General features: G+C 54.5%; 15 protein-coding genes. 12 read left to right on the top strand and 3 right to left on the bottom strand.

Annotated elements, in window-relative coordinates; translation table 11 throughout:
* Nucleotides 1-29: 29 nt before the first annotated feature.
* On the bottom strand, nt 30-884 hold the full coding sequence (locus tag G6R38_RS15050) for a hypothetical protein (protein ID WP_166827182.1): 855 nt from the start codon (nt 882-884) through the stop codon (nt 30-32).
* Between the two features lie 501 nt (nt 885-1,385).
* Here G6R38_RS15050 and G6R38_RS15055 point away from each other — a divergent pair.
* From G6R38_RS15055 to G6R38_RS15085, 7 genes are all read left to right on the top strand, one after another.
* A complete protein-coding gene (locus tag G6R38_RS15055; RefSeq protein WP_166827188.1) occupies nt 1,386-3,434 on the top strand; it encodes a GAF domain-containing sensor histidine kinase in 2,049 nt (682 codons plus the stop codon).
* Between the two features lie 114 nt (nt 3,435-3,548).
* Nucleotides 3,549-4,550, top strand: a complete 1,002-nt coding sequence (gene pdxA, locus G6R38_RS15060; protein WP_206028602.1) for a 4-hydroxythreonine-4-phosphate dehydrogenase PdxA — start codon at nt 3,549-3,551, stop codon at nt 4,548-4,550.
* A gap of 186 nt (nt 4,551-4,736) precedes the next feature.
* Nucleotides 4,737-7,328: a PSD1 and planctomycete cytochrome C domain-containing protein gene (locus G6R38_RS15065; protein ID WP_166829073.1), complete on the top strand. Its 2,592-nt coding sequence runs from the start codon at nt 4,737-4,739 to the stop codon at nt 7,326-7,328.
* 124 nt (nt 7,329-7,452) lie between these two features.
* Complete coding sequence (locus G6R38_RS15070; RefSeq protein WP_166827193.1) at nt 7,453-8,907, top strand: DUF1501 domain-containing protein; 1,455 nt, start codon at nt 7,453-7,455, stop codon at nt 8,905-8,907.
* A 326-nt stretch (nt 8,908-9,233) separates the two neighbouring features.
* Nucleotides 9,234-13,535, top strand: a complete 4,302-nt coding sequence (locus tag G6R38_RS15075; protein ID WP_166827198.1) for an LVIVD repeat-containing protein — start codon at nt 9,234-9,236, stop codon at nt 13,533-13,535.
* Nucleotides 13,536-13,753: 218 nt separating this feature from the next.
* Nucleotides 13,754-18,652 carry a PVC-type heme-binding CxxCH protein gene (locus tag G6R38_RS15080; RefSeq protein WP_166827202.1) on the top strand — a complete coding sequence of 1,633 codons (4,899 nt, stop codon included), beginning with the start codon at nt 13,754-13,756 and terminating at the stop codon, nt 18,650-18,652.
* A 103-nt stretch (nt 18,653-18,755) separates the two neighbouring features.
* Nucleotides 18,756-19,784, top strand: coding sequence for a ThuA domain-containing protein (locus tag G6R38_RS15085; protein ID WP_166827205.1), 1,029 nt, complete (start codon nt 18,756-18,758; stop codon nt 19,782-19,784).
* Nucleotides 19,785-19,905: 121 nt separating this feature from the next.
* Here the strand turns inward: G6R38_RS15085 and G6R38_RS15090 are convergent, their stop codons facing one another.
* Nucleotides 19,906-20,769, bottom strand: coding sequence for a UbiA-like polyprenyltransferase (locus G6R38_RS15090; RefSeq protein ID WP_166827209.1), 864 nt, complete (start codon nt 20,767-20,769; stop codon nt 19,906-19,908).
* A gap of 137 nt (nt 20,770-20,906) precedes the next feature.
* Between G6R38_RS15090 and G6R38_RS15095 the strand changes: the two genes are divergently transcribed.
* From G6R38_RS15095 to G6R38_RS15110, 4 genes are all read left to right on the top strand, one after another.
* A complete protein-coding gene (locus G6R38_RS15095) occupies nt 20,907-21,161 on the top strand; it encodes a FliM/FliN family flagellar motor switch protein (protein WP_166827216.1) in 255 nt (84 codons plus the stop codon).
* 165 nt (nt 21,162-21,326) lie between these two features.
* Complete coding sequence (locus tag G6R38_RS15100) at nt 21,327-22,136, top strand: DotU family type IV/VI secretion system protein (RefSeq protein WP_166827221.1); 810 nt, start codon at nt 21,327-21,329, stop codon at nt 22,134-22,136.
* A 142-nt stretch (nt 22,137-22,278) separates the two neighbouring features.
* Entirely contained in the window at nt 22,279-22,980 is a 702-nt protein-coding gene (locus G6R38_RS15105) for a hypothetical protein (RefSeq protein WP_166827228.1), read from the top strand.
* 61 nt (nt 22,981-23,041) lie between these two features.
* Nucleotides 23,042-23,881 carry an ExeA family protein gene (locus G6R38_RS15110; RefSeq protein WP_166827233.1) on the top strand — a complete coding sequence of 280 codons (840 nt, stop codon included), beginning with the start codon at nt 23,042-23,044 and terminating at the stop codon, nt 23,879-23,881.
* Nucleotides 23,882-23,954: 73 nt separating this feature from the next.
* Here the strand turns inward: G6R38_RS15110 and G6R38_RS15115 are convergent, their stop codons facing one another.
* Nucleotides 23,955-24,470 carry a hypothetical protein gene (locus G6R38_RS15115; RefSeq protein ID WP_166827238.1) on the bottom strand — a complete coding sequence of 172 codons (516 nt, stop codon included), beginning with the start codon at nt 24,468-24,470 and terminating at the stop codon, nt 23,955-23,957.
* 406 nt (nt 24,471-24,876) lie between these two features.
* Between G6R38_RS15115 and G6R38_RS15120 the strand changes: the two genes are divergently transcribed.
* Nucleotides 24,877-25,821, top strand: a complete 945-nt coding sequence (locus tag G6R38_RS15120) for an AAA family ATPase (protein ID WP_166827242.1) — start codon at nt 24,877-24,879, stop codon at nt 25,819-25,821.
* The last annotated feature ends 23 nt before the right edge of the window (nt 25,822-25,844 follow it).

Genomic DNA, 25,844 nt, shown 5'->3' on the forward strand with positions numbered 1-25,844 from the left:
AACCCGTGTTCGGCCATCACCGCTGAAGATTAGTTTTCCGTCAGCAAGCTGGTGGCATTCTGACCGGCTTCGACGGCTCGCATTTCGACCTGGTAAGTCGAGGCCGTTTCGAACTGATCCCGTTCGGCGAATGTTTCTTTCGTCTCGCGTTGAGCGATGACTGACCAGCGAACTAAACCGAACGGAGAATCCTTGGCGTACCACATGTCGGCAGTGTTCGTTGTCCGCACGCTCTTGCTCTCAACAACGACAGACCCGCGGAAATGCGTAGCCGAACTGATTCCCGGCAGCGTGACCTCGGGGTCTTCATCGGCGGCGACTTCTTCCAATTCGCGGTACGGAGCCAACAACGTAATCGCGGGATGCACATTGAAGACCGGCGATGAAATGGCCGCAGCAGCTTTGTCACCGAACTTTCGGTACCCCTTAATCAGTGGAAGAAAGACGACTGGAATACTGTCACTGTCCACCACACCGTCTTCTTTCGGGGGTCCGATCCGGGACTGCAATTCGTCGACCGCCACGAGAGCTTTGTACACACGACGACTTCCTGGCCCACCGACCAACGTGCCATCCTTTTCAAGTCCCGTTTCCACTACGAATTCCAGCCATTGAGCCTCGACCGGAGCCCCACCATTCGGATTCGCTTGTTGAACCCGCTCCAACGCCTTAATCGTGAGATGTCGTCGCCATGGCCCAATGACCAGGTCCTTATTGTTCGGATCTTGAGGCCGACGCTCGGTTTGCGTGTAGTCGCCTTCATAGCGAACCCATGTTCCTGGTTCCGGGAGCTTCCAGACCAAGCCCTGCGCGGAAACCACGCTACTTAAGCCAAGACAGCTCCAAACCATGACGATCATTGGGGATAGGGTTCGAAGGGACATTCGTTTTCGGTCCTTTGAATTCGTTTCCATCACTGTTTGGCTGAACACACTCCGCGCAGCGGAGAATGAGTCCGTAACGCGTCATTGAAGTTTGCCATACGCAAACACCCGCGACAAGCACCAATTCGCTTCCCCAGGAATTCCGAGGTCAATGTCATCCCGACCACACCGAACAAATGGTTTACGGGATTCTTTCGGCGGACAGGGACACTGCACAAAAGAACTGGACACTCTAAGCCGATCCTGAGATTCAAGTGCTGTCGAAAGCCCCTTTCATCACTCTATCGACACGCAGAAGAACGTGTTCACATCGGCACTCATCAATGTGTAAGCCCGCAGAAAATTGAAAAAAAAATCAGTATTTGGGAAAAACATTAGTGAGAATACGGATCTGTACGGGTATTTGACTGTGGAGAGTGGTTGCAACATCACTCAAAACTATCCGTTCCAAGCCATGCCCCCCTCAAGACTACCCATGGCTAAATACTGATTTGAGCTGCTATGCCTCACGAGCTCCAATCCGAAGAATCTCAAGCAGCCAAGGTTCAATCGTCCCTTGACCTGTCTGTTCTGAACATCCTCCCAACTGTCGCAGCAGGCACTGGTGGTTTGTATGCCTGCTTTATTGCCCTCTATTGGGTATTGCTTCCCCCTAATGCTGCCGGAATTCTGACAGTTTGTGCGTTATTGACAGTTGCGGCCATGATTGGAATCTACCAATTCCTTCAATCACGGGAGCTTTCGACGGAATGGACGTATCCTACATTGAGCACGATCTTCGCGTTTGTGCTTGTCAATCACGCCGTCCATGTCGCACTTTCGCCAATCCCGGAACAGATTACGAACACCGCTATTATCATTATTGCGTTGGGTTTGATCTACCTCTCTATTCCTTGGGTGATTGGTGCGATTGCATGTCTGCTAGTGCTTGTCGTGAGTGAGCTGACGTTTTTCGCTCCCAATACACTTTGGGGAAACCACTCGTTTGTCTTGGTGGGCTCGGTCGCGGTTTCGATCATGGTCCTCAAAGCTCGACGAGACAACGCCATCAAGCTGCTGGGAGCTCAGCATGAAGTCAAAGTTCGTCATCACGTAGAAGACACGTTGCATAATATTGCAACGGGCCTCCTCGCGGCTGAACCGGAGGATGTCGCGATGGCCACCGAACGGGCACTGACGGCCGTTCGAGATTGTGCGAATGCAGATGTTTCTTACATCGTTCAGATTCATGGCAACCCGCCCACTCTGCGAATGCTCCACGAATGCCAACGCGTTGGTAAGAAAGTTGGCACCAACGCTATTAACGGAGTCCAAGTCAACGAGTTTCCATGGTTTTGGAATCGTCTTCAGAAAGAGCCCGTTCTTGCCATCGATTGCGTTGACGAGATTCCCCCGGAAGGTGCCAAAGAACAGGCTGTGTATCGAGCGATTGGTGTTCAAGCGTTCTTGGCCATCCCCTTGATGTCTAAGAAAGGTTTGTGGGGGTACTTGGGACTTGTGTCGCTGACGCAACCTCGAAAATGGGTGCTTGACGACGTGAGATTGGTCCGAACGTTGGCGCGGAACTTTCTGATTGCGATCGATCGCCAATCGGCTTACCAGGAAATCGAAAGCCTTACAGAACGTCTGTACCATGCGTCCCGCTTGATCTCGGCCGGAGAAATGGCGGCCGCTTGGTTTCATCAGCAACGGACACTCTTCCAAAGCTCAGGCCAGTTCATCGTCGCCGCTCAGAATTTTTTGGCCCAAGATCCTCCCGCATTGGATAGCGTTTCCAAGGTTCTCAGGGACCTCAAGGATTGCTGTGTGACCAATGAGCAAACCCTTACTGAGTTTCTAGCGTACATCAAGACGGGTGCAACCGAACACGAGCCTTGGTCTATGTTGCGACTCGTCGAGATGGCAAGCCAGCTCACAACGCACCAAGCCCTTGAGCATAAGGTCCAACTGGATTTCACTGATGCAAGCCACAATCAGCAAGTCAGATGTAGTGGCAATTTGATTGTCCAAGTCATCGTTAATCTGGTTCTGAATGCTGTTGAGATTCTTCGCAACGCGGAACCATCGGAGAGTCCTTGTATCAGTTTGAAACTGACAAACGAGACCGATGACACAGTCGTTCTCTCCGTCGCCGACAACGGTCCTGGTGTGCCGCCCGAGTTAGCGAGCGTGATCTTCGAACGCTTCTTTACAACGCGAACGGAGGGCTTCGGTATTGGGCTATTCATCGGCCGCAAGATTATGGAGGCTCATGGCGGGCGTCTGGAACTTAATACTCACCACCGACCTGGATGCGAGTTCAGGCTCTCTCTGCCGCTGATGCCCGTCGATGCTCCGAGCAAAAGTGATGAGGATGACGACACGTCGGATTCCGAAACGGGCCTCAACATAGATTCCGACACGATTGCCGACTCGGAAACCGGCAAGGAAACCTTGACCGACTTTGATATGGATTCGCATGTGGATTTGGAATCTCACATCGATTATGATCCGAAATCGGATTCGGACTCGGATTCCGAGATTGCCGGTACAGGGCGTGGTAACTGCTAATTCGTGGTTCGCGGATGCGTTGCATTCATTGGCAATTGCTTCCCCATTGAGTACGTCCCCCTGGCCGTAACACGAAAACTAGCCCTGGCGTAGCCACACGACTGACTGCCAAACATGAGTCGACCACGGATCGGAATCACAATGGGCGATCCGGCGGGCATCGGGCCGGAGATTTGCCTGAAACTGCTAGCAAGACACGACATCCGTCAAATTTGCACGCCGATCGTGTTTGGAAATCTCGCGATCTTGCGGCGTGTGGCTGACAAACTCAGCCTGCCGGTATCAGCTCAGACAATTTCCTCGTCCGAGTGGCCCTCGAAACTTAGTGCGATTGATGGGCCAGCCATTTACGATATTGGTGAGCCGGATGTTGCTGATGTCCAGCCGGGCAAGATTGACGCGGTCTGCGGAACTGCCGCCTATCAATACTTTGATCAAGCGATTACGGCCGCCATGAATGCCAAAATTGCGGGCATCGCCACCGCACCGCTTCACAAAGAAGCACTTCATGCCGCAGGCGTTCCATATCCGGGACACACGGAGATTCTGGCAGCAAGAACAAACACGCCCGATGCCTGTATGATGCTGACCAGCCAAGAAATCACATGCAGCTTGGCCACCGTCCATGTGGGCTATGCTGAAGTTCCTACGCTTCTCAATACAAATCGAATTCTTGAAGTCATTCATCTAACCGCCGATGCCATGCGTCGGATGCGAAAACGAGAACCGCGGTTGGTGGTGTGCGGGTTGAATCCGCATGCTGGTGAAGGTGGACTCTTCGGGACTGGGGAAGAGGAGCGAATCATTGGTCCAGCAATCAAGGCTGCTCGTGAGGCGGGGCTCACGATTGAAGGTCCACTACCACCGGACACAGCATTCGTGCCCGCAAAACGCAGCCAGACGGACGCGTACGTGTGCATGTACCACGATCAGGGGCTAATTCCCCTCAAGGCGTTGGCGTTCGATCAGGGCGTGAATGTGACCCTGGGACTACCGATTGTGCGGACTTCGGTCGATCATGGAACGGCGTTCGATATCGCTTGGCAGGGCATCGCCGACGAAAACAGTCTGTGTGAAGCCGTGCGATTGGCCACCAACTTGGCCGATGTTTCTTGAGAATATCGCCCTGACGTTCCTAGTTTCGACAAGCCACGGAAAACCGATATCCGATCGGCGACAACTCCCGGGAATAACGATATTTCCTCGGTTTCCCCTGGCGAGCTGTTGCAACTCGGGCCGACGCATCTACAATACTTAATGCGTTCATTGCCCGCCTTCACTCCAGAATGCATCTCCCGCCCCATGAAAACATTCGCCTGCGCCCTCGTTTGGCTCATCGCTTCCCCAGCGATTTTACTGGCAGCCAAGCCCGAGATTGCCTTCGAAACAGACATCCGCCCGCTGTTCAAAGCGCGTTGCTTCCACTGCCACGGTGAGGGAGAAACCGAAGGCAGTTTGGATTTGCGATTGCGGCGTCTGATCGTGCAGGGGGGCGATGCGGGGCCGTCCATCGTTCCTGGCAAGGCCGACGAGAGTTATCTTGTCGATCGAATCCGCGATCATGAGATGCCTCCCGCAGACTCCGGCGAGCCGCTCACGGAAGCAGAGATCGCGACCATCACCAAATGGATCAACTCCGGCGCAAAAACACTGCGTCCCGAACCGGAAAAAATCGGGCAGGGTATGTTGATCACCGAAGAGGACCGCCAGTTCTGGGCATTCCAACCAATGCGGAAACCGAAGATTCCAACGGTTGGCGGTCTCGAAAGTCCGAATCCGATCGATGCCTTCATTGCCCGCAAACTCCATGAAAATGAATTGGACTTCGCACCCAAGGCGGACAAACGTGTGCTGGTCCGGCGGGCCTATTTCGACTTGATCGGTTTGCCGCCGACTCCGGAAGAAGTCGCTAACTTCCTAGCCGATGACAGACCCGATGCCTGGGAACAACTGATTGATCGACTGCTGAGTTCACCGCACTACGGAGAACGCTGGGGTCGGCATTGGTTGGATGTGGCCGGTTACGCGGATTCCGAAGGAGCAAACGACAAGGACACCATTCGCCCGTGGGCGTACAAGTATCGCGATTACGTGATCAATGCGTTCAACAACGACAAACCGTTTGATCAATTTGTCCGCGAACAACTCGCCGGCGATGAACTGATCACCCCGCCATATGCCGAACTAACACCGGACGAAATCGAGAAGCTGACCGCAACCGGGTTCCTGCGATTGGCTCCGGATGGCACCGCGGCATCGAATGCCGAGCCGGTTGTCACAAGAAACGAAGTCGTCGCGAACACAGTGGAAATCATGTCGAGTTCCCTGCTCGGACTCACGGTGCAATGTGCCCAATGCCACGAACACCGTTACGACCCAATTCCCCAAGCCGATTACTACCGGCTACGGGCCATCATTGAACCGGCATTAAATCCCAAGAAATGGCGGAGACCGGTCAATCGCCTCGTGTCTCTCTATACAGCCGCGGATCGCGCTGCCGCTGCGAAGTTGGAAGCTGAGGCGAAGGCAGTTCTTGCCAAGAGAACGGAACGACAAAAAGAACTGATTGAAGCCGTCTTCCGACGTGAGTTGGCAAAATTGCCGGAAGCCGAACGGGCAACTGTCGAGACGGCAAGGAACACGCCGGTCAAAGAACGCTCACCAGAGCAAAAAGAACTCTTGGCGAAATATCCCAGTGTCAATGTGTCTGCCGGTTCACTGTACCTCTATGACCGAAAGGCGGCAGACGAACTCAAGAAACTCGCCGCCGACGCCAAAGCCATTCGCGATCGCAAACCGAAACAAGAGTTCTTGCGAGCATTGACTGAAAATCCTGGCGAAGTTCCCGAGACGCACCTGTTCCATCGCGGTGATCCAGACCAACCGAAGGAAGTGGTCGAACCAGCCGGATTGACAATCTTGGGCGATGGCCAAACGCCACCCACGTTTCCCGTCAACACGAAAGACATCCCGACGACCGGGCGACGGCTGGCATTCGCGAACTACCTCACGAGCGGTCAACACCCGCTGTTGACGCGTGTCTTTGTGAACCGCGTTTGGCGACATCATCTCGGGCGTGGCATCGTGAACACTCCCAGCGATTTTGGCCAACTCGGCGACCGTCCGTCGCATCCTGAATTGCTCGATTGGTTAGCAACAGAGTTCATCGATCGCGGTTGGAGCGTCAAGACGTTGCATCGCATGATTATGACCTCGCAAACCTATCGTCAGGCACTTGCGACTGATTCAAAAACCCTCGAAACCGATCCCGACAATCGCCTCTTTAGCGGGGCACGACTGCGTCGATTGGATGCGGAAACGCTTCGTGACTCTATCCTCAAGGTCTGCGGACGAATCAATGACGAGATCGGCGGAAAGCCAGTTCCGATCATGGCCGACCGGGCCGGTCAGTGGGTCCTCGGGATTGAGAACCTCAGTGCCGGGCGACCGGGTCCCGTGTTACCACTGCACGGTCAGGAGTTTCGTCGAAGTGTCTATGTGCAGGTTCGTCGATCACGGCCGTTGGACATCCTCGACGCCTTCGATTGGCCTCGCATGGAACCCAACTGCAACGCTCGGGCATCCTCCACGGTGGCTCCTCAATCACTGATGCTGATGAACGGACAATTCACGCTGGACAACGCCGACCATCTTGCGGAGGAACTGCAAACTCAATTCGGTACCGATCTGTCCGCTCAAATCCATTCGGCGTGGCTCCGGATTCTCTGTCGGCCACCGAGCCCACAAGAGCTTGCGACTGCGACGGATTTCGTGAACGGTCAAGCTGAAGAGTTCGCAAAGCAACCGGACATGGAGCCTGTTGCCACCCGACACGCCCTTGCGAGCTTGTGCCAAGTCCTCCTTGGATCGAATGAATTCCTCTACGTCGACTGAGACTTGCGAACGAGCATCACGATTCTGTGTTCTGAGTGAACGCAGTGCAATGCATTGTTCCCCAAGTCGCGGCACATGCCCCATTGATATCAAACATTGATCGCCCAGAGTTGAGACAACCAATATGAACCCGATTGATCACACTCGTCGTCACTTCTTGTCCAGCGGAGCAACGGCCGCTGCCAGTGTGGCGTTGGCAGCATTGCTGAATCGTGATGGGTTGCTCGCCGCACCGGCGAAACCGGACTTCGAACCGAAAACGTTCGACACACTCCCCAAGCAACCCCATCACGAACCGCAAGCGAAGGCAATGATTTCGCTGTGGATGCAGGGCGGGCCCAGTCATCACGACATGTTCGACCCCAAACCAGCCCTTGCGAAACTCGACGGCAAACCGTTCCCTGGCAAAATCAAATACGACAACGCCGCCCAAGCCAGTTCTAAAGTCTTGGCGTCGCCTTGGAAGTTTTCGAAGCACGGTGAGTGCGGAATGGAACTTTCGGAGCTTGTCCCTCACACCGCGAAAGTGGCCGACGATATTACGCTCATTCGGTCGATGCATACCGGTGTGAACAATCACGGCCAGTCAATTCAGGCTCTCAATACGGGACGTATTCTCTCTGGGCGACCGGTGATCGGAAGTTGGTTGACGTATGGTCTTGGCTCGGAGACGCAAGACCTTCCGGCGTACATTGCTCTTACCGATCCCGGACAACTCCCGGTATTAGGTGTCGAGAATTGGTCGAATGGTTTTCTTCCCGCGGTTTACCAAGGAACGGTCGTGCGACCAAAGGAACCACGGATTCCAAATCTCGATGCACCGGCTCACCTAAAAGGCACACCGCAATCGCGGGCCTTGGAGCTGTTGAAAGTCCTCAATGAACGGCATCGCAACGAACGCCCAGGGCAATCCGATCTGGATGCCAGAATCGCGTCCTATGAATTGGCCGCTCGGATGCAATCAGCAGCGAAAGAAGCCTTGGACCTATCGCAAGAATCCAAAGCCACGCAAGCCATGTACGGCATGGACAACCCCATCACGAAAGAGTATGGCAGTCGGTGCTTAATCGCCCGGCGTTTGATCGAGCGGGGTGTCCGATGCGTCCAGGTCTTCACTTCCAACCAGTTATGGGACCATCACGGTAGCATCATCTCCAAGCTGCCCGCGGCGTGCAAAAAGGTCGACCAACCATCCGCAGCTCTCGTGAGCGATCTCAAAGCACGTGGTTTGCTGGACACAACCGTCGTCCATTGGGGGGGCGAAATGGGGCGGCTGCCGGTGGTGCAGAATGACGCCGGACGGAACAAAATCGGCCGTGACCACAACACTTACGGCTTCTCACAATGGGTCGCCGGTGGTGGTTTCAAAGGCGGATATGTCCACGGTGCGACCGATGAGTTCGGTCATCATGCGGTTGAGTCGCCCGTCAGCCACAGCGATTATCACGCAACGCTGTTGCACCTGTTCGGTTTGGATCACCGCGAACTCACGTATCACCGTAATAACCGCGATCTCTCGCTGACCGACGGTCAGGAATGCCAAGTCGTCAATGAATTACTGCGAAACCCACCAGCCTAAATCTTCTTGCGTTCTTCCGTGGCCTTAGGTGGACGCGAAGCATGAACGCCGCGAATTCATCCCCGTTAAATTGCGTTTTTCGACCGAATCGACTTTGGGGCGGCAACAACCGTCGTCCCAAAGTCGTTTGCGTTCCAGTGCCGGATCTTGAGCGAATTTTCCAAAATTTGGCAAAATTGCGTGACTGAACACCCGCAACCCGCTGATTTCCCCTTGACCTGACCGGAACATCCGGTTATCACCACTGGCCATTGTTCGTGTACGGCGAGGAAGCCGAAAATGCGCGAAACAATTTTTCGTCAGCCGGAGAGGGAGGGCCGGAAGCGATGGGTCGCGCCAAAGCACCGTTGGCCATCTTGGCCATTTGCATCACAAGTTTGTCAGCGTTCCTCTGGTGGACGCTGCAACCTGCACCAGTCGCACCATTATCTGCGGCTGAGGAACCAGCTCCTCCGAGAAACACGGTCGACTCCGAACCGACCGAGCCGACATTGGGTGAACGCATCCGTGGAGCGGTTCAGCAAGTCACTGGCACACAACCGGCTTCGGTCGGCCAGGGTACTGTGTTGCAAGCCGACGCGATTTTGCAGGAAGATGCTGCAACACGGGCTCCGAAAGCAACGCAAGACCCGTTTCCGCTGCCCCAAAATTTCGACGCACATCAAACAAGCTTGCTCAATCAAACCAAAGACGACGCGATCGCCAAGAGTTTTGGTTGTGTCGAGTGTCACAAGACCGTGCACGATCCACACTACACGCAATCCTTCCATTTGGGATGCGTCGACTGTCACGGTGGCGATCCGACGGCAACGACGAAAGAACGAGCTCATCCCAGTCCGCGGTTCCCGGATGCCTGGCGAACGGCGGCGAACCCAATTCGATCCTACACGTTGCTCAACCACGAACGCCCCGAGTGGATTCGCTTCGTCAACCCCGGCGACTTGCGTGTGGTTCACATCTCTTGCGGTGGTAGCGGATGTCACTCCGATATCAACCTGCAAGTCAAGAAAAGCATGATGACCCATGGCTGTATGCTCTGGGGTTCGGCGTTGTACAACAATGGGTCCGTTCCCAACAAGTGGGCTCGGTACGGCGAAAGTTATTCCATGCTGGGCACGCCACAGCGAATGCAAACCTACCCGCTGCCCACCGAAGAAGAACGCGACAAGAAAGGCATCTTACCGTTTCTTGATCCGCTGCCTCGATACCAAAACTCGCAGCCAGGTAACATCCTGCGAGTCTTTGAACGTGGTGGCCGGTTTGTGATTGAAACCGGCATTCCAGAGCGATTGAACGACCCCGGTAAACCACGCGAAAAACTCGGTGCTCGCGGTCTTGGAACTCTAAACCGAACCGACCCTGTGTTCGTGAGTTTGAACAAGAGCCGGTTGCTCGACCCGACGCTCAACTTCATGGGCACCAACGATCATGCGGGTGACTATCGCTCCAGTGGTTGTACGGCGTGTCACGTCGTCTACGCGAACGATCGTAGCCCCGTTCACTCGGGCCCATATGCGAAGTACGGCAACCGAGGCACACGTGCCAAAGCTCCGGATGAAATGGTCGTCAGTGTCGACCCGACAATCCCCCCCGACGAATCAGGACACCCGATCGAACACCGGTTTGTCCGAACCATTCCGTCGAGCCAGTGTATGATCTGCCATATGCACCCTGGTACGACAGTCATGAATAGTTACTTCGGTTATATGTGGTGGGACCTCGAAACCGAGGGCGAACACATGTGGCCGAAGAAACAACGCTACCCCACCTCGGAAGACTATGCTCAAGGTCAAATGAGTGACCCACACGAAGCCAGTGTGAAAGGTTTGTGGGGCGATAACGAGTTTCTCAGTAAAGTCGCGGAACTGAATCCGTTCCTAGACAAAACACAGTTCGCTGATTTCCATGGTCACGGCTGGGCGTTCCATTCGGTCATCAAGAAAGACCGAGACGGTACACCGCTCGACCATAAGAACAATCGACTGGAGAACGTCGGCAACTCGCAAATGCAGATGTCGATTCTCATCCCCCAGTACGTCAAACAACTCTATAAGGATCGAGACAAGAAAGATCCGGAGTTGATCAAGCAGATGGAAGCGCAGCTCGACAAGATGCGCGATAATGTGCCCGTGCATATGCTCGATGTCCACCTTGAAATGGGCATGCACTGTATTGACTGTCACTATATTCAAGACATGCATGGCAACACAAAGCTCTATGGTGAAGTGCGAGCTGCCATTGAAATCCAATGTATCAACTGCCACGGGACATCATCGGAGTTTGCATGGGAAGTCAGTGAAGATGGACTCCGCACAACTGGCCCCGCCGCTGAAGAACGCGGACCGGACAAACCACTAGGCCGACTCATTTCTGCAATGCGAACACCATTCGGTGAACGACGCTTTGAGTGGAAAGACGGCAAGCTCTATCAAAACTCGATGGTCGAAAAAGGTCTGTCCTGGGAAGTCAAGCAAACCAAACACACAATTGACCCAACCCATAAAGACTACAATGCGCAATCAGCGATTGCGAAGACCGCGCACCTCGATGAAGAGTCGGGGCAAATGAAATGGGGGATGCTTCCGGAAGATCCGCGGAAGTGTGCTCACTCAAGAAACAAGCTGTCTTGCATTGCCTGCCACTCTTCGTGGAATCCAAGTTGTTATGGTTGCCACCTGCCCCAAAAGGCAGACCGCAAGATGCCAGAGCTTCACAACGAGGGTGATGTCGACCTCAACTATACAGCCTACAACTGGCAGACGTTGAGAGATGAAGTCTATATGCTTGCTCGTGACGGCATAGTCACTGGCAATCGAATTGGACCGGCACGGAGTGCTTGTGCAATCCACGTGGGTTCGTACAACAAAAACCGCGAGTCCATCTACTATCAACAGCAAACGATTTCCGGCGACGGTCTATCAGGAATTGCGTTTAGCTCCAATGCCCCACACACCGTGCGTGGCAAAGGCGAAACCAAACTCTGCACCGACTGTCACGTGTCGGAAATGGAAGACAACAATGCCTTGCTAGCCCAACTCATGATGCAAGGCACGAACTTCATGAACTTCATCGGCAAGTACTGTTGGGTTGCTGCTGATGATCATGGATTATTCGCAGTTCAAGTCACCGAACGTGGCGAGCCTCAAGCGGTGATCGGTAGTAAACTACACAAGCTATCTTACCCGGACTACTTTAAGGAACACATCAAACGCGATGGCTACCTAGAGTTGTTCCATGAACACCCTGGTAAAGACATCGGTGAGAACATCTTCCATCCGTTCCAGAAACCTCGAATCCTGAGTCTGCAACACCGAGGCGAGTTCCTGTACGCCGCCTGTGGTGAACTTGGATTGCGAATCTTTGATATCGCATTTACAGACCACAAAGGGTTTAGTGAACGAATTGTGTCGGCTCCTGTTTCGCCAATCGGGCAACGACTCTATGTCCGCACGAAGTTTGCGATGGATGTCGCCGCTCCGACGACGATTGCACCGGACCCAACCCGTGTGCAACATCCGGAGAATAAAGAACCGGCAGTCCACCCGTTGTACGCAAACATTTATGTTGCGGACAAATACGAAGGACTCGTCATCGTGAGTGTCGGAACGCTGCTAGACGGCAACCCGACTAACAACTTTGTTGAACGAGCGGTGACCTTCAATCCTGGTGGATTACTCAAAGGTGCACGGAGTGTCGAAATCGTCGGAACCTCAGCTTATCTATGCTGTGATGCCGGTCTCGTCGTCGTTGACCTTGAGGATCCGACTCACCCGAATGTTGCATGTGTCGTGGAAGGTGTGCATCACCCGACGAGTGTCGGCGTACAGTTCCGCTATGGATTCGTCACGACCAGTGAAGGTCTGACAATCCTAGACACCACGGACTATAAACACCCGCATGTCGTAAGTGTGTTGCCTCTACCTGAAGCACATAACGTGTATGTCGCTCGCGGATATGCTTATGTTGCTGGTGGCAAACATGGTCTTTTGATTTGCGATGTCAAGAACCCGCTTGCACCGAAACTAGACCAGTCATTCACAGCCGGTGGCTGTATGAATGATGTCCACGATGTCAAACTTGGCATCGCTTACACTAGTCAATTCGCGTATGTGGCGGACGGCAAGAATGGCCTGCGAGTCGTCCAACTTACTTCGACTGACACGCCTGGCTATCGCGGATTCAACCCGCGACCAACTCCGACACTTGTGGCGACTTTCCAAATCCCGAAGGAGGGACACGCGGTTGCCATCTCTGAAGGTGTTGACCGTGACCGAGCGGTTGACGAAGCCGGGAATCAATTGTCTGTCTTCGGGCGTGTGGGAGCACGGCCACTGAACAAAGTCGAACAGATGCGAATGATTCAGAACCAGTTCACTGGTGAGCTGTACCGAGTAATCGATGGTCGGCGAAACTACGAGATTCCCGATCCGGTCATGCGAGAAAAAGACCTTTGGAAACAGTTGGTCGACTACTTCCCGAATTACGTGCCGTACGATCCACGGGTGAAACGGCCGAGTGTGGAAGCCGGCATTCCGCGGATCAATGCCAAGAGTCCCGAAGGCCTACCAGCGAAGGATCCGGCGGGGGTCATTTATCGCCCGACGGAACTCGCTCCGCCGCCGCAGTAGGTTCGCCTGGTCCAATTTGATTTCTTTAGCCGCATCCCCATCGGATGCGGCTTTTTTGTTGGGCCTCCACGTGGGATAGACCACATCGGGAATTCTTGGGCACAGTTGTGAAATCGTCGATCTGACTCTACGCTTGAGATCCACACAACTGAAACCGGCGGGCCAATTCCATTCGCATCCGTCCGCCAATTGCGACCGAAATTGGATGAGGATGATTCATGACGCTGCCGCGATTATTAGGGACGCTGTTCATTGTTGCTTGGTCGGCGGTGTTACTCGGAGCCGAACCGAAGCTGGAACTCAAGAAGGGCGACCACATCGCCTACATCGGCAATACGCTCGCCGACCGAATGCAGCACTATCCGTGGTTGGAGACGGCAATTCACGCGGCGTACCCAGAGCATGAGCTTGTCTTCCGGAATTTGGGGTTCGCTGGCGATGAACTCAAGACACGCAATCGATCACAGAATTTCGGTTCGCCGGACGAGTGGCTAACAAAGGTGGAAGCCGACGTCATCTTCTGTTTCTTCGGTTTCAACGAAGCCTTCCGGGGCGACGATGGCCTACCGACGTTCCGCAAAGACCTCGCTGAAATGATCGACCATATGCGGTCGCAGAAATACAACGGCGAATCGGCCCCGCGGTTGGTCATGTTTTCGCCGATTGCTCACGAAAACTTGAACAGCCCGCATCTGCCGGATGGTCATGCTAATAACGCGAATCTTCAAAAGTACACGGCAGCAATGCAGAAGATCTGCGGCGAGAAGGAAGTTCTCTTCGTCGATCTTTTGCATCCCAGCAAATTGCTCTACGAGCATGCCGAGAAACCGTTGACCATCAACGGTATTCATCTGAATGAAGCTGGCTATGCGGCGATTGTTCCGATCGTGGCCGAACGAATCCTGCCAAACGCTCCGTCATTGTCCTCATTGAAACTTCTGTATTCTGCCGTACAGGACAAGAACTACTACTGGTTTAGTCGATATCGGGTCGTCGATGGTTACAACGTCTATGGCGGGCGATCCAAGTTGGCTTGGTTTGGGCAGTCGAATGCGGACGTGATGATGCGGGAGATGGAAATCTTTGATGTCATGACCGCCAACCGCGATCGTCGCATTTGGGCAGTTGCACAGGGTGAGGATTTCGAAGTCAAAGATGACAACCTCCCCGAAGAACTCGCGGTGCGAACCAACAAAGCGGGCGATTTAGCAGACGGACGGTTTTCCTATCTCGATGGTGAAGAAGCCATGGAGAAGATGAAACTCGCTGACGGTATGCAGGTCAATTTGTTCGCTTCGGAGGACATGTTCCCGGAGTTGATCAACCCCGTCCAAATGTCGTTCGATACCGATAGTCGGTTGTTCGTTTCGGTCTGGCCCTCTTATCCGCACTGGAATCCGACGCAACCTCGCCGGGATCGCATCCTGTGTCTGCCGGATGAAGACGGCGATGGCGTGGCGGACGAGTGCATTGTGTTCGCGGACGAACTCAACAGCATCACCGGGTTTGAATTTTGGGGTGGTGGCATGTTGGTGGCCGCTCCGCCGGAAATTTGGTTCCTCGAAGACACGGATGGCGACAACAAGGCCGACAATAAAATTCGTATGTTGCAGGGCGTGTCCAGTGCGGACTCGCACCACTCCGCGAATGCGATGGTCATCGGACCGGACGGCGGGTTGTACTGGTCGCGGGGTATTTTCAATATTGCTTCGATGGAAACACCGACGCAAACGTACCGTTCGACTCGCAGCGGCGTGCATCGGTTCGATCCGCGGACGTTCGAAATGAGCTTTCACTTCCCGATCGGTCCGAATCCGCACGGTGACGTGTTCGATCAATGGGGGTACCAGTTCGCCAACGACGGCACCAGCGGCACCGGGAGTTACGTCAACATCGGCAAAGGCGTCGGCAACAAGCATTGGTTCGAAAAACGAGTGCGACCGGTGGCGGCGACAGGGTTGTTGTCGAGCGAACACTTTCCGAAAGAAAACCAAGGCAACTTCCTGATCTGCAATACCATCGGCGTGCTCGGGGTTTTGCAGCATGAAGTGAAATATAACGGAGCCGACATCACCGCCGAGGAAATCGAACCAGTGCTGTTGTCGTCAGATCCGAATTTCCGTCCGGTCGATGTGGAGATCGGCGGGGATGGTGCATTGTATGTGGCGGATTGGAGCAACGCTCTCATCGGACATATGCAGCACAACATCCGTGACCCGAACCGCGATCATGAGCACGGTCGAATTTACCGTGTGACTGCGGAAGGGCGGGAACTTCTCAAACCGCTCAAGCTCAAAGGCAAACCGATTGCCGAGGTATGTCAGGCATTCTTCGCGAAGACGAACGCGGTTCGTTACCGAGCCCGTTTGGAACTCACTGGTCGTGAAACCGTCGACATCGTGCGTGAGGTTACGAAGTTTGCGAAGTCACTCGATCCGAACAACCCTGCGGATGCCCAGGCCATGCTCGAATGTTTGTGGGTCTTCGAGGAACAGCGGGTACCGAACCCCGAACTGTTGGCTCGCGTATACCATGCGGAAGAACCGCGAGTCCGAGCGGCAGCGATTCGCACACTTGGTCATTGGGGCACGCAGATCGAGGATTGGCAACCGTTGCTTGTCGCGGCCGCGCAGGATGAGTCCGCGCTCGTGCGAGCCGAAGCGGTCAAGGCGGCGGTTTCGTTTGAAGGGTTGCCCGCGGCGGAAGTGATTTTCGAAGTCGCCGCTCGTCCGCTCGATCCCGAATTAGAAACCGTGCTGAAGTATGCCCGTGGCCAGATGAACGTCGAGAAACTCGTGCAAGAAGCCTTGCGTTCGAAGATACCTCTTTCGAAAGCGGCTGAAGCGTATGCCCTGCGGAATGCCAGTGCGGCGGACTTGTTAAAACTCGACCGCACCGAAGCGGTCTATGCAGCGATCCTCAGTCGCGATGATGTAGCGATGAAGGATCTGCAAGAGTCGCTCGCCGGTTTGGCAAAGTTGACTCACGAAGAACCGGTCTCGCTGTTGCATGATCTCATCGTTTCTCTGGATCAGAAGAATCAAACGAATAAGTTGGGAGAATTGCTCATCCGGCGTGCCCCAGCGGAGTTGAAAAAGTCCCGCGAACTCTTGCGTTCGCTCGCGACTGATGTCGAACACTTGTCAGCATCCACTCATGAAGCGGCGTTTGCAGCGTGGATCATCGCGGATCAATCTGGCGACGCGGCGTTTCTGGCGGCTTCGAAGAGCAAAGACTCGTTGCGGGATTTGCTCAACGCGGTGCCCACGATTCCGGATGATAAGTTGCGAGCGGAACTCTATGACGACGTACGGGCGTTGGCATTTGAACTGCCGCCGAACTTGGAAGCCGAACCCGGCGGAGCGGCGTTGGCACGTCCTGGTATTCACGTCGATTATTTTTATCCCAGTGCCAGCAACGTCGCTCGCGAGACTCTGGACGGGATGCAACCCAAAGCCAGCGGTATTGTTCCCGAAATCGTGATGAACGTGCCGCAATTGAAACAACGTGACAAATTCGCACTGCGATTCAACGGCCTGGTGCAAGTGAATCAACCCGGCAAATACACGTTCTTTATCGCCTCGGATGATGGTTCGCGAGTCTATCTGAACGATCAACTGCTGATCAACAACGATGGTCTGCACGGCATCGTCGAGCGATCCGGTTCGGTGGAACTCACGCCGGGGTTGCATTCGCTGCTAGTCACCTACTTCGACAACGGTGGCGGCGACGGCTTGAAGGTTACGTGGTCGGGGCCGGGAATGAAGAAGCAAAGCATCTCCGCCGATCGGTTGTTCGTCGGTGGCAAGCAAACGCTGCACGATCTCGCGATCAAAACTCTTGAATCGATTCCTAATCACGATGACGAGAAGTTCCGCGATTTGACTCGACTGATCAAACTCGGTAAGCACCGTCCAGCAGCGATTGCGGCGATGGCGAAGTTGCCAGAATCGAGTCATCCCGCGAATGTCACGGAGTTGGTCGACAACCTCGTTGGTTATCTCAGTAGCATCCCTGCTTCACAAAGAACGGGACCGGCGGCGTTGGAAGCCGTGGAGCTCACGAGGTCGCTTTCAAAGTCGCTTCCGAAAGACGATGCAAACGCGGTCGAGGAGCGATTGAAGAACCTCGATGTCCGCGTGATCGCCATCGGCACCGTGCCAGAACGGATGATTTATGATAAGGAACGGATCGCCGTTCAAGCGGGTCAGCCGGTTGAGTTCCGATTCTCAAACTCCGACAACATGCCGCACAACTTTGCGATCGTCCAACCGGGCACGCTTGCGGAAGTCGGTACGCTCGCCGAAAACACCGCTCGCGATCCGGACGCCATGGAACGTCAATACATTCCCAAGACCGACAATATCTTGCTCGCCAGCCGGTTGTTGCAACCGAAGCAATCGCAGGCTCTCACTTTCGAAGCTCCAAAGAAACCGGGTGTGTATCCGTATGTCTGCACGTATCCCGGTCACTGGCGGCGGATGTATGGGGCGTTGTATGTCGTTGAAGATTTGGAAGCTTACCAAGCCAATCGCGACGAGTATTTGGCGAATCACCCGTTGTCCATTCAAGATGAGTTACTGGAATTCATCGGTCGCGATACGGACTGGAAAGTCGAAGACTTGGCCGAGTACGTCTCCCCACTGAAACATGGCCGTTCCTTCGATGTTGGCAAAAACCTGTTCCGCGTTGCGAACTGTGTGGCGTGTCACAAGTTCGGCGGGGAAGGGCGGGAACTTGGACCGGATTTGGCGAAACTCGATCCGAAAAAGCAGACGGCGTTACACATTCTGGAATCGATGATCGAACCGTCGAAGCAAATCGACGAGAAGTTTCAATCGAACACCTTCGTGCTGACATCGGGACAAATCGTGACCGGCATGATTGTCGAGGAAACTGAGACTGAAGTGAAAGTCCTCGTCGACCCGCTCGCCAAGGGCGATCCGTTAGTCATCAAGACAGCGGATATCGAGGACCGTGTCAAATCGAAAACCTCGATCATGCCGAAGGGTTTGCTCAACAAACTGACGCGGGAAGAGATTCTCGATCTGATCGCGTATGTTTACGCAAAGGCTGACAAGAAACATATGATGTTTGAAGACCATTCCCACCACTAGTCGGAAAGCCGGAAGATCGAAGTCTGGTCAATTGAAAGAGTATGCCACGGCTCTGTGACACACATTGATTTCATGAAGCTCAACCTTTGAAATGGACGATGCGATGAAACGAAACTTGCTGCTCGCGATGGGCGTATTACTGTTTGGCGGCTCACAATTGTTTGCCGAAGATTTGGTCTACAAAGGCAAAGAGGGGCCGGGGAAGGGGAAACACGTCGTGCTGATTAGCGGCGACGAGGAATACCGCTCCGAAGAGGCGTTGCCGATGCTGGGGAAGGTTCTCAGTCAGCGTCACGGTTTCACCTGCACGGTATTGTTCTCGACGGACCCGGAGAAGGGGTACATCGATCCGAACAACCAAAACCATCTGCCTGGTTTGGAAGCCTTGAAGGACGCGGATTTGATGATTGTTGCCACACGGTTTCGGACTCCGCCCGAAGAAGACATGAAACACTTCGAAGCCTACCTGGATGCCGGGAAGCCGGTCATTGGCCTGCGAACCGCGACGCATGGGTTTCGTGGACCGTGGTCGTATTTTGGTCGGCAGATTTTAGGTGAACAGTGGGTGGCACATCACGGTGCCCACAAACGCCAAGGCTGTCGCGGAGTGATCGAAGAAGAAAACGCCGACCATCCGGTTCTCAATGGTGTGAAAGACGTATTCGCTCCGTCGGATGTATACGCCGTCACGCACCTAACCGATACTGACACGATCTTGCTGCGGGGAGCAGTGACGGAATCACTCGATCCCGATTCAGAACCGATCGATGGTCCGAAGAACAATCCTATGATGCCGTTGGCATGGATGCACAATTACAAATCCCCCGGCGGCGGTGAAGGCAAATCGTTCTGCACAACCATGGGGGCAGCGGTGGACTTGGTTAACGAAGATGCTCGCCGCATCGTCGTGAATGCCGTGTATAATCTCACGGGACTCGATGTGCCGAAGAAGGCGAACGTTGAGTTCGTCGATCCGTTTTACCCCAGTTTTTACGGGTTCACTCGGAAACCGTTCTGGAAAGAACGCGATATCTACCCATGGGATTTCGCACTCGGCAAATCGCCGAAGGCCGTGGACCCGCCAGGATCACCGGAGTGGCCCTATCGCAAGATGGGACCAAAGTCGAAGTGAGGGTGTCAGGCGCGAGGCGCTGTCGGAACACAGTGGAGCGTCAACTCAAGAATTTAGGGTTGGGTGCCATTGGCTTTGCCAGTGGCACCCGAACTTTCACGCCTGACAGACCAGTCGGTTCTCAAGCGATGAGGACATCGATCAGTCCCAACACGAACAAACCAATTGAGATAATCGCATTGATTTGGAAAAACGCGAGTCCCACGCGGCTGAGATCGTTGGGTCTTACGATGGCATGTTCGTAGGCCAGCAGGATAGAAACTCCGACCACTCCCGCGAAGAACACCCATCCCAATTCCGCGACCCACCACAAGCCGAACAGGCAAGCAATGGTCAGCAAATGGCTGATGAACGCCACTCGCAAGGCTGATTTCGTACCGAGTTTTGCCGGCACGCTGAACAATCCGCGATCGCGGTCGAAAGATTCATCCTGGCAGGCGTAGATGATGTCAAACCCGCCGACCCAGAAGAAAATCACGGCCGCGAGCAGGACTGGCGTCCAAGCGACTTCCCCAGTGAGTGCGATCCAAGCGGCGATCGGCGAGAGCATCAGAGCCGCTGCCAACCAATAGTGACACCACATCGTGAACCGTTTGGCGTACGAGTAGCCGAGCAGAAACAACAGCACCGGCACAGACAGAAATAACGGCCATCGATTCGGCAGGAACAGCAGCGTCGAAACGATGAACCCGGCCGATGTGAAGATGACAAATAGCGTCACCGCACGGACCGAGAGAGTCCCAGCAGGTAAATGACGACCGGCGGTCCGGGCGTTATCGGCGTCGATTTTTCGATCCACCAACCGATTGAACGCCATCGCAGCCGAGCGGGCGAAAACCATGCATAGCAGGATGCCGAGGAGATCTTGCCAGCGGAACGGCACCGTCCGCCAAGCCAACACCGCTGCCAACAACGCGAATGGCAACGCGAAAACCGTGTGACTGAATCGAATCAAAGAAAAAAATTGGCTAATGCGATTCCACATCCGCGGGGCGTCCTGAAGGAGTCAAACCGAGTCCGCCGTATTCTAGCTTCACCGCAACGAATCGCCATGCCTGAAGAAACAAGTCGGGTTTGGTCGATGAAAGAATCAACGAAGTTGCAAAACGCGGGGGAGCACCAATGGGTACGTCAAAAGATGTCAACGCAAGACGGCTAATGGGATTGCCGGTCACAATCTCGGTTCGGCTCGCCGAGCGGCAAGTGGAACTTAAGCAAATGTTGAGTCTGTCACCAGGATCGCTACTGACTTTCGACAAATCCTGCGACGACCTGCTTGATCTGTACGTCAACAACCAACTGTACGGGCGTGGTGAAGCAGTCAAGATTGGTGAGAAGTTCGGATTGAAGATCAACAAAATCGGCGACACGTTGTAGTTCTGGTGGGCAGGGCTGGCGAATTGGCGACGATGGGAAAACACGTCAAGTTTCAGCAGACGGTGTAACCGGTCCCAATCGAAAAAAGGCCGAGTGGCCGCGGAATTCCGTTCGATCTATAACTTATCCAACCAAAGTCGTTCGCAAGCCGAGAGAACAGACTCTATGCGGAATCCGCTGAAAGAGCGAGTCATTCGTGTCATGCTGTCAGTCGTTGACAGCCTGGAATCCCTGAACGAAGAATCGCTGCAAGCGAAGGACGTGCGTCCGCAAATTCACCATCTCCTCTCGAAATGGCCTGATTCTCCGAACGGTAGCGAAGAAGAACTGACGCGAGCGGCATTGGTCTACTGGATCGACGATTTGCTCAGTCACGCGGATTGGCCCGGAGCGTCACAATGGCGGAGTGATCCGCTGGAACATGAAATTCTCGGCACCGGTCATGGAGCCTGGCGATTCTTCGCGTCCGCGGAAACTGCTCGCTATTTGGGGTATGTCAACGCCCTCGAAGTGTTCGCAGCCTGTACTCAACTGGGTTTCCGAGGCGTCTACCGAAAACGCGACTCACGACGTCAACTGCAAGCTCAACCGGCAGCGTTGGCACGGTCGACGATGTCGTGTACGTCCTCGGTGACGGGAAATTCCGAGACTCGTGAGCACGACGGAATTGCGACAAGCACACAGGTTGCCACTGCACCGGTTCAGACAGTGGTTTCTTCGGATCCCGGTCAGGATGACGCTTCGTGTTACGAATGGCCGCCGAGAAAAAGTCGCGATGAAGTATTCGCGGAACTTCCGCCCACGATCGACACTTGGGCGGCCGCAGTGTTTCGTGAACTTCCCGGCGACGTCGATTTGGCGAACATCACTTTGCCGTCATCATGGAAATCCAGCCTCTTGGGCTTACCCAAACTGCTCGTCACGCTCACCGCAATGATCGCAATTGTTGGAACACTCTGCTGCTTGGTTTGGTGACATCAACACGAGACCAGTGCCCACTCCAACAAAACCTCCCAAACTGCCAATCCGGCAAAGTCGAGAAAATCCTCAAGATCGGCCCATTCGCGGTCGATGTTAACGATATGTGTAGGCCCGTGCGGATCGGTGGGAGCCAGTTATGCCGCGATTTTTGAAGACCATTTTCACGCAAATTGTCCAACTATGCGTGTGGTCCGCTCGTCAAATTTGGCGTGGAGCAACCGAGCTGACGCGTTTCGTCGGTGTTGTGCTGCGTGAAGTCGGCGGTCGGGCGTGGCAACACCCTCGGACAACCGGCGTGGTATTGGGATTGGGCGTCACAGGCACATTCTGTCAGCTGATGTTCTCTGAAACTTGGTTTCCCGCAGCCGCCGATGTGTCCTCATCGCAAGAACAATCTACCGAGAAAATGACTGGCATGGACGGACAACTGATTTCCGTCTTGCCAGATGTCGAGCCAGCGAAAATCGAAACCGACTTTCCGATGACCGCTTTGGTGCCGAACAAAGTGACTCCCCCCGAGTTACCGGAATTTGAACCGATCTTGCCCGTTGCGTCTTCGGAGGCGACAGCCACCGCAGCACAACTGGCATCGCAACAGAATGAAGCGCCGGTGACGACTGGTTCGCAATTTGGGACACCTCCGTGGTCCGAGCAATCAATTCCTGACTATCAGCCCAACGGACGACAATCGGTGGCTAAAACTGCGACTTCCGCAGCGAATGCCCCAGCGGCTTGGTTGACGGGAACCATCGAAGACGGTCACTCAAAATCGCCGGCAGTTCCCGCGACTCGAATCGCCGGTCCGTGGGGTGGTCCTCGGATGCCACAACGAAATTAGATATCCGCCCGATTTCCACGAATATCTGCAGACTTCAAACACGCGAAATGAGATGTGAGACATGTACGAAGCACATTGGGGTTTGAAGCAACGGCCATTTGAAAACAACACCGCTGGGGACTTCTACTTCCGCAGCGAAACGCACCGGGCGGCTGCGCTGAAGGTGCGATATGCGATCGATGGCCGACTTGGTGCCGCACTGCTGTGTGGTGAAGTGGGCGTGGGCAAAACGTTCCTCTCACACATGGTTGCAGCGAAGGCAGCCGATGACGGAATTCTCTCGCTCCACCTAACATACCCCCGGCTCACGCCAAACGAACTCATCGGCTGGGTTTACGCCGAATTGCGAGGACACGGGCCGATCGACACCATTCCCGGCACGTTCGACGGCACACTCCGAGCGTTGGAAGCCCGGCTCAAACAGCTGACCAAAGAAGGGCAGCGGCCGGTCCTCTTCGTCGACGATGCCCACTTGGTGAACGATCCGGAACTTCTGCAAGCGTGGCATTTGCTCCTGAATTTCCAGCAACAAGAGGACATCGACTTCACGTTGGTCCTTGTCGGTGAACCATCGTTGCTACCGCAGATCCGTCGCTGCCGACCGCTCGCCGAGCGTATCGGAGTGACCGCCTTGGTGCGACCACTCGACCAGGCGGAAACTGCGGAATACATTCAGCACCGCCTAGAAACCGCCGGACGCACTGAAGACGATGATCTTCCGTTGGTGTTCTCTGACGATGCCATCATGACGATCTTCGAACGATCCGGAGGGATTCCTCGCCGCATCAATCGTCTTTGCGACCTCGCTTTGCTAGTTGGCTACGCGGAACGTCTCACGACGTTGACCGGCACCGAAATCGAAGGCGTCGCGCAGGAACTCACGCTCGGTATCGCCGCTTAACGTTCAACACATCCTAACGACTAAACATGCCCACTCCGTCGTGGGCATGTTTCACGTTGGCGTTGACCAGAACTCAGTCGTCATCGTCGCGACGTTTCTTCGCTCGCTTGAGCCGATCTTCTTCCTGCTTTCGCCGACGTTCGATCGTCTTGAGCTCCTGCTCCTGCTTGCGGACTCGCTTCTCGATGTCTTCCAGCTTCTTCCGAGCCTCTTTCAATTTGTCGTCGGCTTTGGCTCGTTGCTCGAGTTCTTTCTTGGCTCGTTGTTCGATTTCCTTGCGGCGTCGTTCCTCTTCCTTCGTCAGCCGACGTTCGAGTTCATCCAGTTCCTTGTGAGACTTCTCGACGTCTTCCTGGTGGAACACCGAACCCGGCGTGTACGCACGGCAATTCTGGTATCCGCGGACCTCGTAACTTTGATCGAGGCTTCGAAACGAGTGAGCCACATCGGATAGCTCCTCGTTCACACTCGACGAGACCACCCCCAGCCCAACTGTTCCACCAACAACACCGACCGTGCCCAGCAGAACCGCTTCCGCGGACAACATGTAACCGCGTTCATCCCGCCACAATTCCAAAAACCAACTCATGACGCATTCTCCACGCAAAAAAAACAGCGAGTTCCGTTGATTCACGAGAGACGGCACGAATCGACAAACAAATCAATTGATGCCAAAGGTTTTGAATCATAACGCCACCACTCAAACGGCATCTCCAGTGGGAAACACCAAGGTTCGCGTTGTGACTACTGATCCAAATTCAAACGGATGAGAGAGCGTGCGTGGTCAGGGACTCACGACTTGTTGATCGAGTCTCAAAATATCACGACTGTCACAGACTGTAAAGATAGAAAACATAGAATGATTAGGAAAATTGACATTTCCATTCGAATCGGCAGAATCGGATCGCGTAACCTGAACTAGGCTCGACGGTTGCAACGATCGTCAATTGTATGAACACTGAACCAAATTCCGGCCCTTCAACGAGACGATTTTTATGGCTCAGATAACGGCCACCGCGAAAAAGCTCATTTCAAATATCGAGACGGTCATCATCGGGAAACGTCCCGAGATCGTGCAGACGATTGTGTGCTACTTCTGCGAAGGACACATTCTGCTCGAAGACGTCCCCGGCGTCGCCAAGACGATGTTGGCTCGAGCGCTTGCGGCGAGTGTGGGCGGCGAGTTTCATCGCGTCCAATGCACACCCGATTTGTTGCCCACGGACATCACCGGGGCGAGCGTGTTCAATCCGAAAACGACGGAATTTGAATTTCGAGCCGGTCCGATCTTCACGCAGATTCTGCTCGCTGATGAAATCAACCGAGCCACGCCACGAACACAGGCGGCTCTATTGGAAGCAATGGCCGAGCGGCGAGTGAGCGTCGACGGTGTGACGCACAACCTCAAACCGCCGTTTCTTGTCATCGCCACGCAGAACCCGGTTGATCACGAGGGCACATTTCCGCTACCGGAAGCACAGTTGGATCGCTTCCTCATGAGACTCTCGCTCGGTTACCCGTCCCGTGAGGCGGAAGGGCAAATGCTCGAACGGTTGCGTGAGAAACACCCGATTGATGCGGTGAAAACTGTTGTCTCGAGTGCGGAAGTCGTAGCGTGCCAGCTGGCGGTGCGGGACGTGCATGTTGACGAGAAAGTCCGCGAGTACATTCTGGAAATCGTTCAACAAACCCGTGAGCATGACGATGTTGCTCTCGGCGGCAGCCCACGGGCGTCAATCGCGTTGTATCGGGCATCGCAGGCACTCGCCGGAATTCGCGGGCACGATTTCGTCACCCCGGACGATGTCAAACGCATCGCCGCCCCGATTCTGGCCCATCGGTTATTGATCCGTCCGGAAAGTCGCCTGCGGAAAGTCACGCCGCACCACGTGGTCGAACAAATTCTCAACGAAGTCGAAGTGCCGGTGCTGCGAGGTTAATTTATCCGAAGACCAGAACCGGA

Origin of the sequence: Thalassoroseus pseudoceratinae (assembly GCF_011634775.1) — a bacterium.
In the GTDB taxonomy this organism is placed as follows: domain Bacteria; phylum Planctomycetota; class Planctomycetia; order Planctomycetales; family Planctomycetaceae; genus Thalassoroseus; species Thalassoroseus pseudoceratinae.

What these genes read in the sequence shown, in the direction of transcription:
- G6R38_RS15050 (WP_166827182.1), bottom strand. Translation starts at nt 884, where the DNA reads ATGTCCCTTCGAACCCTATCCCCAATGATCGTCATGGTTTGGAGCTGT.
- G6R38_RS15055 (WP_166827188.1), top strand. Translation starts at nt 1,386, where the DNA reads ATGCCTCACGAGCTCCAATCCGAAGAATCTCAAGCAGCCAAGGTTCAA.
- pdxA (WP_206028602.1), top strand. Translation starts at nt 3,549, where the DNA reads ATGAGTCGACCACGGATCGGAATCACAATGGGCGATCCGGCGGGCATC.
- G6R38_RS15065 (WP_166829073.1), top strand. Translation starts at nt 4,737, where the DNA reads ATGAAAACATTCGCCTGCGCCCTCGTTTGGCTCATCGCTTCCCCAGCG.
- G6R38_RS15070 (WP_166827193.1), top strand. Translation starts at nt 7,453, where the DNA reads ATGAACCCGATTGATCACACTCGTCGTCACTTCTTGTCCAGCGGAGCA.
- G6R38_RS15075 (WP_166827198.1), top strand. Translation starts at nt 9,234, where the DNA reads ATGGGTCGCGCCAAAGCACCGTTGGCCATCTTGGCCATTTGCATCACA.
- G6R38_RS15080 (WP_166827202.1), top strand. Translation starts at nt 13,754, where the DNA reads ATGACGCTGCCGCGATTATTAGGGACGCTGTTCATTGTTGCTTGGTCG.
- G6R38_RS15085 (WP_166827205.1), top strand. Translation starts at nt 18,756, where the DNA reads ATGAAACGAAACTTGCTGCTCGCGATGGGCGTATTACTGTTTGGCGGC.
- G6R38_RS15090 (WP_166827209.1), bottom strand. Translation starts at nt 20,769, where the DNA reads ATGTGGAATCGCATTAGCCAATTTTTTTCTTTGATTCGATTCAGTCAC.
- G6R38_RS15095 (WP_166827216.1), top strand. Translation starts at nt 20,907, where the DNA reads ATGGGTACGTCAAAAGATGTCAACGCAAGACGGCTAATGGGATTGCCG.
- G6R38_RS15100 (WP_166827221.1), top strand. Translation starts at nt 21,327, where the DNA reads ATGCGGAATCCGCTGAAAGAGCGAGTCATTCGTGTCATGCTGTCAGTC.
- G6R38_RS15105 (WP_166827228.1), top strand. Translation starts at nt 22,279, where the DNA reads ATGCCGCGATTTTTGAAGACCATTTTCACGCAAATTGTCCAACTATGC.
- G6R38_RS15110 (WP_166827233.1), top strand. Translation starts at nt 23,042, where the DNA reads ATGTACGAAGCACATTGGGGTTTGAAGCAACGGCCATTTGAAAACAAC.
- G6R38_RS15115 (WP_166827238.1), bottom strand. Translation starts at nt 24,470, where the DNA reads ATGAGTTGGTTTTTGGAATTGTGGCGGGATGAACGCGGTTACATGTTG.
- G6R38_RS15120 (WP_166827242.1), top strand. Translation starts at nt 24,877, where the DNA reads ATGGCTCAGATAACGGCCACCGCGAAAAAGCTCATTTCAAATATCGAG.